The 13,622-nt window shown below is 39.8% G+C and carries 12 protein-coding genes and 2 pseudogenes; 6 read left to right on the top strand and 8 right to left on the bottom strand.

Annotation, left to right across the window (positions count from 1 at the left end; genetic code table 11):
* The first annotated feature begins 75 nt into the window (after window positions 1-75).
* Window positions 76-660: a Fe-Mn family superoxide dismutase gene (locus ACZ1G6_RS05370; RefSeq protein ID WP_472618383.1), complete on the top strand. Its 585-nt coding sequence runs from the start codon at window positions 76-78 to the stop codon at window positions 658-660.
* A gap of 51 nt (window positions 661-711) precedes the next feature.
* On the opposite strand, the gene ACZ1G6_RS05365 is transcribed toward ACZ1G6_RS05370, so the two are convergent.
* From ACZ1G6_RS05365 to prmB, 4 genes and pseudogenes are all read right to left on the bottom strand, one after another.
* Window positions 712-1,647: a TolB-like translocation protein gene (locus ACZ1G6_RS05365; protein ID WP_472618382.1), complete on the bottom strand. Its 936-nt coding sequence runs from the start codon at window positions 1,645-1,647 to the stop codon at window positions 712-714.
* Window positions 1,648-1,700: 53 nt separating this feature from the next.
* Window positions 1,701-2,918, bottom strand: coding sequence for an MFS transporter (locus ACZ1G6_RS05360; protein ID WP_472618381.1), 1,218 nt, complete (start codon window positions 2,916-2,918; stop codon window positions 1,701-1,703).
* A 6-nt stretch (window positions 2,919-2,924) separates the two neighbouring features.
* Window positions 2,925-4,027, bottom strand: a pseudogene (gene aroC, locus ACZ1G6_RS05355) (chorismate synthase).
* Between the two features lie 9 nt (window positions 4,028-4,036).
* A complete protein-coding gene (gene prmB / locus ACZ1G6_RS05350; protein ID WP_472618380.1) occupies window positions 4,037-4,996 on the bottom strand; it encodes a 50S ribosomal protein L3 N(5)-glutamine methyltransferase in 960 nt (319 codons plus the stop codon).
* A 112-nt stretch (window positions 4,997-5,108) separates the two neighbouring features.
* Between prmB and smrB the strand changes: the two genes are divergently transcribed.
* Window positions 5,109-5,684 (top strand): endonuclease SmrB, encoded by a 576-nt coding sequence (smrB, locus tag ACZ1G6_RS05345; protein WP_472618379.1) that lies wholly within the window; start codon window positions 5,109-5,111, stop codon window positions 5,682-5,684.
* A 16-nt stretch (window positions 5,685-5,700) separates the two neighbouring features.
* Here smrB and ACZ1G6_RS05340 read toward each other — a convergent pair whose 3' ends face one another.
* The 4 genes and pseudogenes from ACZ1G6_RS05340 to ACZ1G6_RS05325 all read right to left on the bottom strand — a co-directional run bounded on the left by ACZ1G6_RS05340 (window position 5,701) and on the right by ACZ1G6_RS05325 (window position 11,223).
* On the bottom strand, window positions 5,701-5,823 hold the full coding sequence (locus tag ACZ1G6_RS05340) for a DUF3149 domain-containing protein (protein WP_472618378.1): 123 nt from the start codon (window positions 5,821-5,823) through the stop codon (window positions 5,701-5,703).
* A 209-nt stretch (window positions 5,824-6,032) separates the two neighbouring features.
* Window positions 6,033-6,660, bottom strand: a pseudogene (locus ACZ1G6_RS05335) (transglycosylase SLT domain-containing protein).
* A 106-nt stretch (window positions 6,661-6,766) separates the two neighbouring features.
* A complete protein-coding gene (gene gshA, locus ACZ1G6_RS05330) occupies window positions 6,767-8,320 on the bottom strand; it encodes a glutamate--cysteine ligase (protein ID WP_472618377.1) in 1,554 nt (517 codons plus the stop codon).
* 65 nt (window positions 8,321-8,385) lie between these two features.
* The gene (locus ACZ1G6_RS05325; RefSeq protein WP_472618376.1) at window positions 8,386-11,223 is read right to left on the bottom strand and encodes a M16 family metallopeptidase; all 2,838 of its coding nucleotides are present in this window, start codon (window positions 11,221-11,223) and stop codon (window positions 8,386-8,388) included.
* 138 nt (window positions 11,224-11,361) lie between these two features.
* On the opposite strand from ACZ1G6_RS05325, the gene ACZ1G6_RS05320 reads away from it, so the two are divergent.
* Genes ACZ1G6_RS05320 through ACZ1G6_RS05305 form a run of 4 tightly spaced genes read left to right on the top strand, consistent with a single transcriptional unit; the run spans window position 11,362 to window position 13,548 of the window.
* Window positions 11,362-11,931: an Hpt domain-containing protein gene (locus ACZ1G6_RS05320; protein ID WP_472618375.1), complete on the top strand. Its 570-nt coding sequence runs from the start codon at window positions 11,362-11,364 to the stop codon at window positions 11,929-11,931.
* Between the two features lie 4 nt (window positions 11,932-11,935).
* Window positions 11,936-12,265, top strand: coding sequence for a pseudouridine synthase (locus ACZ1G6_RS05315; protein ID WP_472618374.1), 330 nt, complete (start codon window positions 11,936-11,938; stop codon window positions 12,263-12,265).
* On the top strand, window positions 12,252-12,641 hold the full coding sequence (locus ACZ1G6_RS05310; RefSeq protein WP_472618373.1) for a pseudouridine synthase family protein: 390 nt from the start codon (window positions 12,252-12,254) through the stop codon (window positions 12,639-12,641). Before ACZ1G6_RS05315 ends, ACZ1G6_RS05310 begins: the two co-directional genes overlap by 14 nt.
* A complete protein-coding gene (locus tag ACZ1G6_RS05305) occupies window positions 12,631-13,548 on the top strand; it encodes a ketopantoate reductase family protein (RefSeq protein ID WP_472618372.1) in 918 nt (305 codons plus the stop codon). Before ACZ1G6_RS05310 ends, ACZ1G6_RS05305 begins: the two co-directional genes overlap by 11 nt.
* The last annotated feature ends 74 nt before the right edge of the window (window positions 13,549-13,622 follow it).

Below are 13,622 nucleotides of genomic sequence, written 5' to 3'. Positions count from 1 at the left end.
TATTGTGCGCCTGTATCAATCAATTTTTAGCGCTACACTTTAAACAAGTTTGACATACATAAATGGAGAGACCAAATGGCTTTTGAATTACCAGCACTACCTTACGAAAAAACTGCTTTAGAACCTCATATTTCAGCTGAAACGCTAGATTTTCACCATGGTAAGCATCACGCCACATACGTGACGAAGCTAAATGGTTTAATCGAGGGTACTGACTTTGCGAATAAGTCCCTAGAAGAAATTGTTAAAACAAGCGAAGGTGGTTTGTTCAACAACGCTGCTCAAACGTGGAATCACACTTTTTATTGGAATAGTTTAAGTCCAAACGGTGGCGGTGAAGCAAGTGGTGCACTTGCAGACGCAATTAACGCAAAGTGGGGGTCTTTTGCGGAGTTTAGAGCGGCATTCAATGATAAAGCTGTTAATAATTTTGGCGCTAGCTGGACTTGGTTAGTTAAAACAGCAGATGGTAGCTTAGATATCGTTAATACTAGCAATGCTGGTACGCCGATTACGCAAGATGGTGTCACGCCATTGTTGACCGTAGATTTGTGGGAACACGCATATTATATCGACTATAGAAATGTGCGTCCTAACTACCTAGAAGGTTTTTGGGCACTTGCAAACTGGGAATTTGCGTCAAGTAACTTTGCTAGCTAATTCCTGTTACAATTAATAAAGGGCCTTAAAAGAGGCCCTTTTTTTGTTACTTTACTCTGCGTTAGCAAGTGCTTTGCGATTGCAAACAAATGCTATCATCGTATCGTCAGGAGACATTTTTACCCTCGACACACCATTTTGACATTCTTCTACTGGCAAGATAAGACGTGTCCATTCTAATTGAAATACTAAACCATTTGATGTTTCGACAAGCTTTCTAATATAGTAATCTGTACCATCACTTGCAATTATATGCCCTTGCGATGAGACGTCAAAATACTGTGTTCCCTCAGGTAAAGCATCTATCTGAAAGGTTTTTTCTTGACCTAAATGATAGGCATTTAACCAATCTCCATCATCATGCTTTGAATACAAGAACCAGTCACTAGCTTTATATTGATAAAGACTTGCTCCTATATTCTCATCCAATTTTGTCCCAATTAATTCTGTTTCAGCAATTGTCGCTTTTACCAGTTTGTGTGGTTCGTCTAACACAAACAAAAGTAGTTCATTGGCATTAAGCCAAACATGATATCCAACAGGCTCAATAGCAGGCACTAAATGCCGCTCAAGTTTGCCTTGCATAGATAATTCCCAAAGTTCCTGTAAGCCTTGCTCATTAACCCTAATTACTGAAAACGCATTTTTATTTGGTACAGGCGTAGGAGAATATTCACTTTCGGCTGATTCTGTAATATTGCTTATCTCGCCCAATTCGAGATCAAAATGAAAAATGTCAGTTTGCAGATTTTCGCCACTGCCAAGCATTTCTGTAAAAAATAAGTGCCTGTCACTGAAAAAATAAGGCTGGTTAGTATAACTAGGGGAATCTGTCACCCTAAACAATTCTTTTACCGGCTTTTTATCGTCAAAATCAATGCGACCAATCCAAATATCACTGCCAGGATCTGTTTGAGCAAACACTGCTGTAACATTGATTGACACTAAAAAGAACAATACTGTAATCGACATGAAAAATTTGAACACGGTTCTTCCTTATTACTTTAAATTTTAGCTATATCTCACCCAATACCTAGCCCTTAGGACGTTGACACATATTTGGTTTGGTACATCATCATGCACAACAAAATAACAGCTCCTGTCAAAGCCATTATCGCTGAAAACAAGAAGCTGATGCTCGCCCCTTCTCCTTGTTGCCATAAATAGCCAGCAACAACACTACCTAGCGCCCCACCTGCACCAAATGCAATGGAAACATATAGCGCTTGAGCTCTGCTTTGAAAGTCTGCTGAAAATTTTTGACTTAAAAAGTAGACGGACGCTGCATGTGTCAAGCCAAAGCTTAAGGCATGTAAAATTTGGCTAAAAACAATGATCATAAAATGTTGAGCCAAATACGCTAGTAGCAGCCAACGAATAAAGGTCATAAACATGCTAACGGCTAATAAAGTCAATACATTAAACCGTTTTAACAGCTTAGCAGCAAGCATAAAGATAATTATTTCAGCCATAACGCCTATACTGATAAATATACCTGTTTGTGTCGCAGAATAAGATAAATCGTTCATGTATAGCGAAAAGAAACTATAAAACGTTCCAAAGCTCACCTGCAACAAGGTATTTGATAACAGAAAAACAATAAATGTAAGACTAACAACAAATCGCCATTGCCCATTTCTTTGCTTATGTGGTGTTGATGTATGGTCAATAGCTTTGACACACAAAGTACTAAGGTACAAAGCAAATAAGACAATTGCCGAAGCGTAAACAATGACCTGCTTACCCCAAACATCGATTAATGCGCCTACTGTCAAACTACAAGTAATAAAACCGATACTTCCCCACAGCCTTAAGCGCCCGTATCCTCCTTTTTGCTCTTTGCTTGCATTCACCGTTATCACTTCAAGCTGAGGCAGAACAGCCGTCCAAAACATCATCATCAGACATAATATTATGGTTAATGTCCAATAACTATCAGCCCAAAAAATACCCAAGAAGACAAAAAAAGCAAGCAAACACCCTCCTCGCAGGATACGTTCACTGCGAGCATTTTTATCTGCCATATCAGCCCATAAATAAGGTCCAATAATACGAGAAACTGCTACAAGCGCTAACAGGCTGCCAATTTGGGTAGAATTTAAGCCTTTTTCGTCTAAATATAACCCTGCAAAAGGCGCAAAAATGCCAAGCAAACCAAAATAGAAAAAGTATGTTGTTGAAAGAAAAAATCGATTTCGCGCCGAATTTGCAGAAAAATCTAGCTTTGCCCCAAGCAATATCGACAGTAAACTTTCCACCTGCGCTTAGGGTTTCTGTGCAGGTATAATAGGCGTTATCGATTTAACACCATTGTTTTGACCTTGGTGTCGCAAGAGATGATCCATCAGCACTAGAGCAAGCATAGCTTCAGCAATTGGCACTGCGCGAATACCAACACAGGGGTCATGGCGCCCTTTTGTAATAATTTCAGAGGCATTGCCATGCACATCAACACTTTGACCAGAAATACTAATACTCGACGTGGGCTTTAGGGCCATGTGTACAAGGACTTCTTGACCGGTCGAAATGCCCCCTAATACGCCACCTGAGTGATTCGTATGAAAACCATCAGGTGAAATCTCGTCACGGTGTTGCGTCCCCTTTTGATTAACAACATCAAAACCATCGCCTAGCTCAACTCCTTTAACGGCATTAATACCCATCATCGCATGGGCGATATCTGCATCGAGTCTATCAAACACTGGTTCACCTAAGCCTAATGGTACATTTGTCGCCGAAACACTTACTCGTGCGCCAATTGAGTTTCCTTCTTTTTTTAAGTCCCTCATGTATTGCTCTAGCGCTTCTAACTTAGTTTCATCAGGACAAAAGAAAGGGTTTGTATTGGTGACACTATGGTCAACTTTATCGATTTTAATTGGGCCTAATTGTGAAATATATCCTCTAATTTCGACACCAAAATGTTGTTTAAGGTATTTTTTTGCGATGCCACCAGCGGCTACCCGTATTGCTGTTTCGCGGGCGGAAGAACGACCGCCACCTCTATAGTCGCGCAGGCCATATTTTTGTTGATAGGTATAATCTGCGTGTCCAGTGCCTGAAACTATCTTTGATTTTCGAATAATCTTGGCTGCGTTGATCAGTGTTATTAATCAATAAACCAATGCTAGTTCCCGTTGTTTGTCCCTCGAAAACCCCTGATAAGATTTTGACTTCGTCAGATTCTCGTCTTGCCGTAGTAAACTTAGACGTGCTCTGGCTTGCGCCTGTCGAGATCGCCTTGCAAGTCTGTTTCGTCTAAAGCTAAGCCTGGAGGACAACCATCTACGATTCCGCCTATTGCGATACCATGACTTTCTCCAAACGTCGTAACCGTAAATAGTTTACCAAAGGTGTTACCGGACATTTATTTTCCTTATTTAATATTGTCTAACAGGTGCTGCTGTGCAATTAATTGTGATTTATCGATCGCAAAAATGCCACTTCCACCCTTTTCCAACTCAAGCCATTGAACCTCAAAATCGCCAAACCGTTGAGTAAAATTAACTTCACTATTCCCCACTTCCACAAACAACCAAGCTCCTTCGCTCATATAATCTGCGGCCGCTTTGAGTATACGCACAGTTATATCAAGGCCATCACTGCCGCTAGCTAACGCGCGCTGCGGTTCATGAAGATACTCCTGAGGCAAATCATTCATATCTTGTTCGTCGACATAAGGAGGGTTAACAACAATAAGATCGTAAAGTTGTCCATCTAATGCACCAAACAAGTCAGACTCAATAGGATAGACTCGTTCACTAAGTTGGTACTCATCAATATTTAATGACGCTACATCTAAGGCCTGCGAATCAATATCAACAGCATCTACATAGGCGTCTGGAAAACAAGTAGCCAATGCAATTGCGATACAACCGCCGCCTGTACACATATCTAAAACATGATTAGGAGAATGCTTAAGGAAAGGTGAAAAACCCGATTCAATTACTTCAGACAAAGGTGAGCGAGGAATAAGCACTCTTTCGTCCACATAAAATGGCATACCCGCAAACCAAGCTTGATTGGTAATATATGCCAATGGCAATGCTTGCTCACAACGTACTTTACACCAATCAAATATGCGAGCACGCTCGGGTTTTGTCAGCACTGCGCCATAAAGCATTTTCTGATCATCTTCTGATAAATCCAATGGCAATGAAATTGCACAAAAGACTAGGCGACTGGATTCTTCCCAAGCGCTTGCGCTACCATGGCCAAAATAAAGATCATATTGATGCATACAAGATGTTACCCACCTTATATAGTCTAGTACGGTAGATAGATCGTTAACAACCTCGTTCTCAGCTATAAATATAGACGCATTGTCTTGTTTCATTTAATGACCGCCATTAACTAAACTCACGTAATGTAAGTAAATAAGTTCACTCGTGTATCGTAGAGCAGTATAATATCGAAACTTTGGCGAATATGCTCTGAAATAAACTCAAATGACTGAAAAAAAGCCCAACAAAGAAGACATTAACGAATTTACTAAGATGTTTGCTGATGCAAAACGCGTATCGCATGACAAATATGTGCCCTCACGCGCAGAAAAAAATATGGCAAAGCAACGGAAATCTCGCATAGATGTATTGTCTGATATCACACAAGATAAACGTAACAGCGCAAGCATTGCTTTATCGGATGAATACGAGGCACATTGGCTACAAAATAAACCAATACAATATTTAAATGAGAATTGCAGAGAACATAAAGATGCGTTAAAAAAGCTAAAATCTGGTGCAATCCCACCAGATCTGATTGTTGACTTGCATGGTTGTACCGTTAAAGAGGCTAAATATGAGCTGGTGGCATCTGTGTCGCAAGCATATAAAAAGCATTATGCATGCATTAACGTTATTCATGGTCATGGCAACGGTATTTTGAAGCAAAAGATACCCAACTATCTTATTCAAATGCCACAAGTAGCTGGATTTGTGCGTGCACCCAAAGAATATGGAGGCCAAGCAGGACTATTAGTCTTGACCAACATAGATTTAGACGAGTTTAAACTTCAACCCTAAAGACATGCTTTGGCGATCAAAGATCTTCATTTACATTATGCACAAATAAATAAACGTAATAAGCGCAAATTGCAATAACCACAAAGATACCAAGAATTGAACCCCATGCTACTGGATCAGAAATAAGTAAGTCCCACATGATAATCACCTTTTTTTAAGTTAACAGTTTATAAGAATAAGCTTCTCGCCTTATTCAATATGTACTCACAATAAACCGTTTCTTAACCTAAGAGATGATCCAGATCAAACAAACTTTCAGTCAAAACATTGCTGTATAAAAAACTTAACCTAGATCAATTTTTTGGCGTTTATAGCGCAGGCTTTCTTTTCTTTTATTTGATTTGTATGTTAGGAAAACAACTTCATAAACCAACCTTTCTCTAGGTCGTCTTCGCATGTCCTAAGTTGAGCTGCATATCGTTGTGAGCGTTGCTCAACCTTATTGGCGACATCTTGAAGCTAAGGCTTTTTGTTGATATGTCTTACGACGGTAACCGCCCCACCCCTCGTGATAATTTAAATATTGCTGACCCGCATCCCATTTAGACACGCTATTGACTTGATGTGTTTTGCTAATGAACCACCCCATAAAATCAATCGCATCTTCGAAATCGTCTCTATCGGCAAAACTATTACCTGTTTCACGCTTGTAATCATCCCATGTCATCGTTTTGGCTTGGGCGTAACCATATGCGGTACTGACTCTACCCCATGGTATTAAACCAAAGAAAATATAATCACGAGGCGGCCTAGCGTCATGCCGAAAAGAACTTTCTTGATACATCATTGCCATCGGTACATGAATTGGCACTCCCCACTCATCTCTCATATCAGCCGCTGCGTCATACCAATCATCTTTTTCTTCAAAAATACTGCATAAGTTTTCGCGATCCGATGGCGGCGTAGTGGTACAACCACCTAGCAGAGCAATTAAAATAAGGCTTGTAGTAAAATAGTAAACTTTTTTTAAAAACATTAGGAACTAAATCTCAATTGTTTGTTCTTATCATTGTGTGTAAGAATTTTGTTTTCCCTTTGTGTGTTTAGCCTGACGTAATTACGTCAGGCTTTTTTTTGTCGTTTTACACAGTCGGGGGTTTAGCGTTAGCAAAATACTCACTTAAAAACCTTGAAAATGCTTTTTGAGGAGCCGCTTCAATTTGCCTTTGTTTTTCTAAAGATACTAGCGCTTCGTGAGTAAACATCTGCTTTGTAAACTGCCTATACTCTTGCATCATGCTATGCTGTTTATACTCTTTTGCTAATTCAAGACCTAACATACTATTGTCAATACGATTATCTAATAAGGTTGACAGCCATCTTCCCGAAGGTGTTTGTTCAGGTGCGCAGAATTTTTCTATTTGCGCCTCAACAGCTTTAGTATATTTACCGGTACTATTAGCTTTATCTAAAATCCTAGCAACCGACATTAATTCAGTGGACAAAGAAGTCCCCCATTCACTTAACAAGACTTCGTTGCCGTCTTGATTCAATCGTAAGTTTGGATCTCTTCCCTGCAAAACGACTTTATTTACGTTTGATTGAGTAATTGTAAATGTCTCGTTGGTAAATTGATCTGAGGGCGTCAAAAGGCAATACAGCAAGAATGTATCTAAAAAATAGAACTGCTCTTGGTTAATTCCCACAGGGGAGTACGGGTTGACATCTAATGATCTTATTTCAAGGTAACTTACCCCTCTATCTTCCAAAGCGTTTGTTGGCATTTCGAGTGATTTAGCAACCTGTTTAGGCCTAATCGGCGAATATAGCTCATTTTCTATTTGAATTACTTTATTATTTAGCTGTTGCCAACCTTCATCGTCACTACTGCTGAACTTTGCATATTCAGGCGCATCAGTAAACATGGCTTGTCGTAGACTTTTGACATAAGTTGACAACCCGTTATAACAAATCTTAAGCGATGACTGTGCGCTGCTAGTGTAACCCAAGTCACTCATTCTAAGTGATGTTGCATAAGGCAAATATAAAGTGCCTTTGCCTGTTTTTTTAAAATCGTAAGATGTTTGTCTATGCGAAATAAAAGAACTGCATAACGCAGGAGACGCACCAAACAAATAAGGGATAACCCATGCTAGGCGTCGAAAGTTTCTTGCCAAAGCAAAATAATGTTTTGATTGGTTCACTTTATTCCATGGCTCGCCATGCAAATTGCACCAATGTTGCCAAAAATCATCTGACAAAGAAAAATTAAAATGCACTCCCGAAATCACTTGCATCATGCTGCCGTAACGATGATGTAAGCCTTGCCTATATACCTCTTTCATTTTAGCCACATTTGATGTGCCATAACGAGCTATCGGTATAGAGGTTTCGTTACTAATAAAACAAGGCATGCTAGAGGGCCATAGCAACTCATCACCAATTGCTGAATATGTGTATTGGTGAATATCACTTAATTGTTCTATAGATTTTCCAATATCTGTTTCAGGTGGCGTAATGAACTCTAACAAGGACTCAGAGAAATCAGTCGTTATCCACTCATGGCTTAATGCTGAACCTAGTTTGTCATTATGAGGAGTCTGAGCTATTCCTCCATCTGGGTTAACACGTAAGGTTTCTCTTTCGACACCATGTTTTATCTGCCTAAGGCTAGCTATTACCTCAGGCTGTTCCATTTGGGACAGCCTTTCGTTGAAACTTTTATATCGTTGGGTCAAATTATATACTCTAGTTAAGCAAATTATTTGGGAACGTCAATGACTTCAATCTCTCTTCCCAAAGGTTTGAGAGATTCTTTCAAAGTAGCGGCATCTCCCACGACAACGATATGCATTTTGCTAGTATCTAGCCATTTTGCCGCTAATGCATTGAGTTCTTCGACAGTGATTGACTCAATAATTGATTGTTGCTTAGCAGTATAGTCCTTGTCTAATGAACGCGACAATAAACGAATCAAAAAACCTGCCTTTTGCCTAGGCGTCTCATATCGTAATGCATCAGATTGGGAATACGCACTTTGCAAAAACCTTAGTTCTTCTTCTGTCATGCCTTTGTCTTGATATCGCTCAATCTCATAAAGGAATTCTTCAATACTTTCTTTGGTAAATTCGGCAGTAACATCTGCTGAAGCTCTAAACTCGCCTGTGTGTTTGCCACCAATGAAGCGACTAAAGGCCCCATAAGAGTATCCCTTATCTTCCCTGAGGTTTAGGTTTATCCGACTATTGAACATACCACCAAGCGTGAAATTGGCCAATGACAGCTTAAAGTATTCGTCGTATGGGTCATATACCGGCGCATGGCGCATCATATTAATAACGGACTGAACGCCTCCAGGATTATCTACGATATACAGCTTCCCATTATCAATTTCTGTATTCACTTCAAACGTTGGCAAGGTATATTCCTTCGCTTCCCATGATTCTAAAAATGAAGTCAATGCAAGCGTTTTGTCTTTATTAACATCACCAACAGCCACAAGTGTGGCAAAGTTAGGACGATAGTATGCATCATAAAAAGCTTTTACATCATCTAAAGTAATCGACTCTATCGACGCTAAGGTGCCACCTTCAGGTAAGCCCAATCGAGAGCCCTCTCCATAAAGTAATAAGTCGCGAGCTCGTCCAGCAAGCACCGATGGGTTTTTTAAAGACTGCTGTAGGCCTTGCATGGTGCGTTGCTTAACTAAATTGAAATCGGCTTCTGAAAACGCTGGATTAAATAGTTTTTCATTTAACAACTCAATGGTTCTATCGGCATGTTTTGTAAGCGTATTGACATAAATGTAGCTATAACCGCCTGACGCAGTAAACGATATTGAACTCCCTATAAGGCTTAGTTGGTTCGCCATTTCCTCAGTCGAATAGTTAAGCGTACTTTCGTTTAACAGTGCAGCGGTCATACTAGCAACACCCGGTTTAGCCAGAGGATCTAGTAAGACACCACCTTCCATACTAATGGTTAAAGACAATGTTGGCGTTTCATTTGACGCAACGCCTAACACACGGATGCCATTATTAAATTCATGCTCCCAGAAGTCAGGAACTGACACTGCTTTATTTGCTTTTGCCTTAGGTTTTTGGCTGCGGTCAAAGTCATCAACAATTGCAGGTGACTCACTGACAATCGCTGCTTGCTCGGTGATAGGAATGACTCGTTCTGGTAAAGTAAAGCTATTGGGTGCTGCGGCTAAATCAGCTTTGCCTTGCGGCACTACACTTAACACAACTGCATTTTGTCCCTTTATGTATTCATTATACACCCGCATAACATCTTCTTTGGTGACATTGTTGTACCTATCTAAATCCATTTGTACGGTGTCAGGAGCTCCTCGGTAAGTTTGACTACTAGCCATAATATTGACCTTACCCGATACACTTTGCAGGCCGTAAATATAACTTGTTTCAATGTCACTCTTTACTCGTTGTAAATCATCGTCTTGAACACCTCTTTGTTCAAACTCAGTCAAAGATGCTTGAATAATCTCATTTAACTGTTTTAAGTCCTTCACATTTTGTGGATTCGCTAATGATAAAATCGCAAATTCACAGGCCAACTCTCGACATGAATGACTTGTAAAGGCTTGCACCGCTAAACCATTTTTAACCATATTTTTATATAGCAATGAAGTCTTACCTTCCCCTAAAATACTGGCCAATACATCTAGAGCAGGTTCATCAGGGTGATCACTATAAACTGTGGGGATATTTACTTGTAGCAAGGGTAAGTGAATCTTATCTTCTAAAGTGACGTATTTTGTTTCACTTAAACTAGCGGGCTGTTTTGGCGCATCTTCTACTTCAGGCCCTCTCGCGATTGGGCCAAAGTATTTTTCTACCCATTGCTTGGTTTGGGCAATATCAACATCGCCTCCAATCGTCAAAACCGCATTATTTGGACCATACCAGCGCTGGAAGAAAGCTTTTAAATCATCAAGATTCACCCGATCTAAATCTTCAACATATCCAATTGTTGACCATGAATAAGGATGACCTTTTGGATACATCGCCTCACCGATTCTTTCAAACCGAAGTCCATAAGGTTGATTGTCGACGCGCTGACCACGCTCATTTTTGACTGTTTCACGCTGCGTTTCAAATTTTTCCTGCGTCACAGCCGGCAGCAAAAACCCCATACGATCAGCTTCTAACCACAACACTTTTTCTAATTGGTTAGCAGGCACAGTTTGAAAATAATTAGTCCTATCTGAATTGGTGGTGCCGTTTAGATTGCCCCCTGCTTCGGTAATTATCTTAAAGTGTTCTTCATCAGCGACATTTTCCGAGCCTTGAAACATCATATGTTCAAAAAAGTGTGCAAAACCACTGCGGCCATATTCCTCACGAGCAGAGCCAACATGATATGTCACATTCACATTCACAAGTGGGTCAGAGTTGTCAGGGTGGATTACAACGGTTAGGCCATTATCTAATTCGTATTTATGGTACTTAATTAGTTCACCTGACATCTCAAAATTGGGGCTTGTCTGTTGAGTACTGGTTTCTTGAACTTGCTCAGAACATGCGCTTAATGCAAGAACAGCAGCGCCTAACAAAATGATGAGCGATGGTTTATTCATGTTATTTTTTTCCGCTTCGTGTTGAAAATTTACAGCGTATATGATGGTAGAAAAACGACAATTTGTAAAAGGCTAATTAAATCTTTATTGTATACATATGTTACACCGACAATTTTGCAGTTCAAAAGGAGCATCAACATGGATTCAAATCTTCCACTTATCGACTTAGAATTTGGCCTTTCGCAGCTAAGCGGTAAGCGTGATTTGCTAGTTCGCATGCTTAATAAGTTTATTGAAGAATTTGAATCAACACCACAACTAGTTGAAGATGCTATACAAAAAGGAGACCTTAAAGAGGCAAAAATGAAAGTGCACACTACAAAGGGCTTATCTGGCAACCTAGGCCTAGTTGCGCTATTTGAAACGAGCAAGAAGCTTGATAAGCAACTTAGAGAGGGCAATGCTGAGCAACAAATGATAGAGCAGTTTACACACGTTATGCAATTGAGCTGTGAAGCAATCAAGCAGGTCAATGAAGATACCAGCCAAACACCACAAATGTCATTTTCGTCAAGTCCTGCTAGTGATAGTATGCATGAGGAGTTTCTTGAGCGCTTGCGCAGCAACGAATTTATTGATGATGATAAGCTACACGTTTATGTTGACAGCCTAACGATTGATGATTCACAAAAAGCAGACTTAGTTGAATTAGTTGAAGAATTGCAATACGACAAAGCAATCGAGATGATTACTGCATGTGTAAAATAACATAGTGCAAGCAGACGTTATTTTTGACCATGCGGATTTTTTGGTCGTAAACAAACCCGATTCAATTGGTATGCATGCTTCTTCTGAAGAAGGGTCAAATATTGTTCCTGTTCAAACGTGGTTGCAAGAATCCTTGGGCTTAAGCAATGTCTTTTTAGTGCATCGGCTTGATACACCAACAAGCGGTTGTTTATTAATAGCAAAATCAAAAGATGCAGCTCGCGCCTTAGGCCAATTGTTTGAAAAAAAGCAGGTGCAAAAAACATATATTGCCTTAATCGATAAAAAACCAAAAAAAGCAAGGAAAGCTTGTTGCCGATATGGCGAAAGCTAGACAAGGCGCCTATAAATTACTATCAACAAAAAATAATCCAGCCATTACGCGATTTAGCACCAGCTCTTTGGCCCCAAATTGCAGGTTAGCCTTGTTGTCACCAATGACTGGCAAAACCCACCAGCTTAGAGTTGCGCTAAAATCTCAAGGGAGCCCTATCATTGGTGATAAAAAATACAAGGGTACTGATTCTGATCGCTTATATTTACATAGTGCTCAGCTACAATTTAGGTATAAAAATGAAAACTTTGATTTAAGATCGTTTCCTAATACTGGTCAGCTGTTTAATGTGTATAGTGCACAGATAAACGATAAGCTTAGTTGTTATATTGTAGCTATGTCAGATAACAAAAGGCAGCCGCTCAATGAAGCCTAAACTCAAATCATTAAATATTGCGATTGTAGGTTTAGGGGCAATTGGAAGTCTTTTTAGTTTTTATATGCAACATCATTGTGTAAGTCATTTGCTTAGGTCAATTCATACCCGTGCGCCATCTGTTTTGTTTGATAATGAAGAGCTGTTTACTATCGCCGATAACTTGCAATCCATTGAGCAATCAGCCACAGCCATACCTTTTGATATTCTGATCATTCCTGTTAAGCACTATCAATTAATGGGGGTGATTGAGCAAATCAAACCTTGGTTGGCAAACACAACTAGCATAGTGTTAATACAAAATGGAATGGGAGGAGCAGACTTACTTAAATTGCACTTTCCAAACAATCCACTATATGTGGGCATAACAACCGACGCACTTTACCTAAATGAGCCCCATAAATACAAGCTCGCTGCCAAAGGGCAATTAGATATTGGACCTTATGATCAACATCAACCGATACCAGTGAGCGCATTACCTCAAGACGCTGTTGCTGAGGTGTTTCAAGCTGCACATCCTAAGGCCATATATCACCGTGACATGAGCGTACCGCTTTATCAAAAATTAACTATTAACTGCGCTATCAACCCCCTTACTGCGCTGCTAAATATTAAAAATGGAGAATTAAAAACACATAAGCAAAGCGTGCTGGCGGTTCTTAATGAGCTTTATAGCCTGTTTGACTTAATGGGCTTACCCTATAACAAAGATATGTTTACACAGCGCGTTTTTAACGTCATCGAACAAACAAAAGACAATTATTCGTCGATGTATCAAGATGTAAAATATCAGCGTCAAACAGAAATAGAGGGTATGTTAGGTTTTGTGTTGAAAAAAGCGTCACATTATGAGCTTGAGTTACCTAACATATCGGCGTGTTACTTAGGTATAAAAAACTTAGATTAAAAGCGGTGTGAACCACATTAAACCTAGGGTATAGCGCTACTTTGTGATTTGAATATATAAAAAAACCGATGCAC

It is taken from the genome of Glaciecola sp. HA4-3 (genome assembly GCF_055693685.1).
This window is presented reverse-complemented; position numbering and strand designations above follow the sequence as displayed.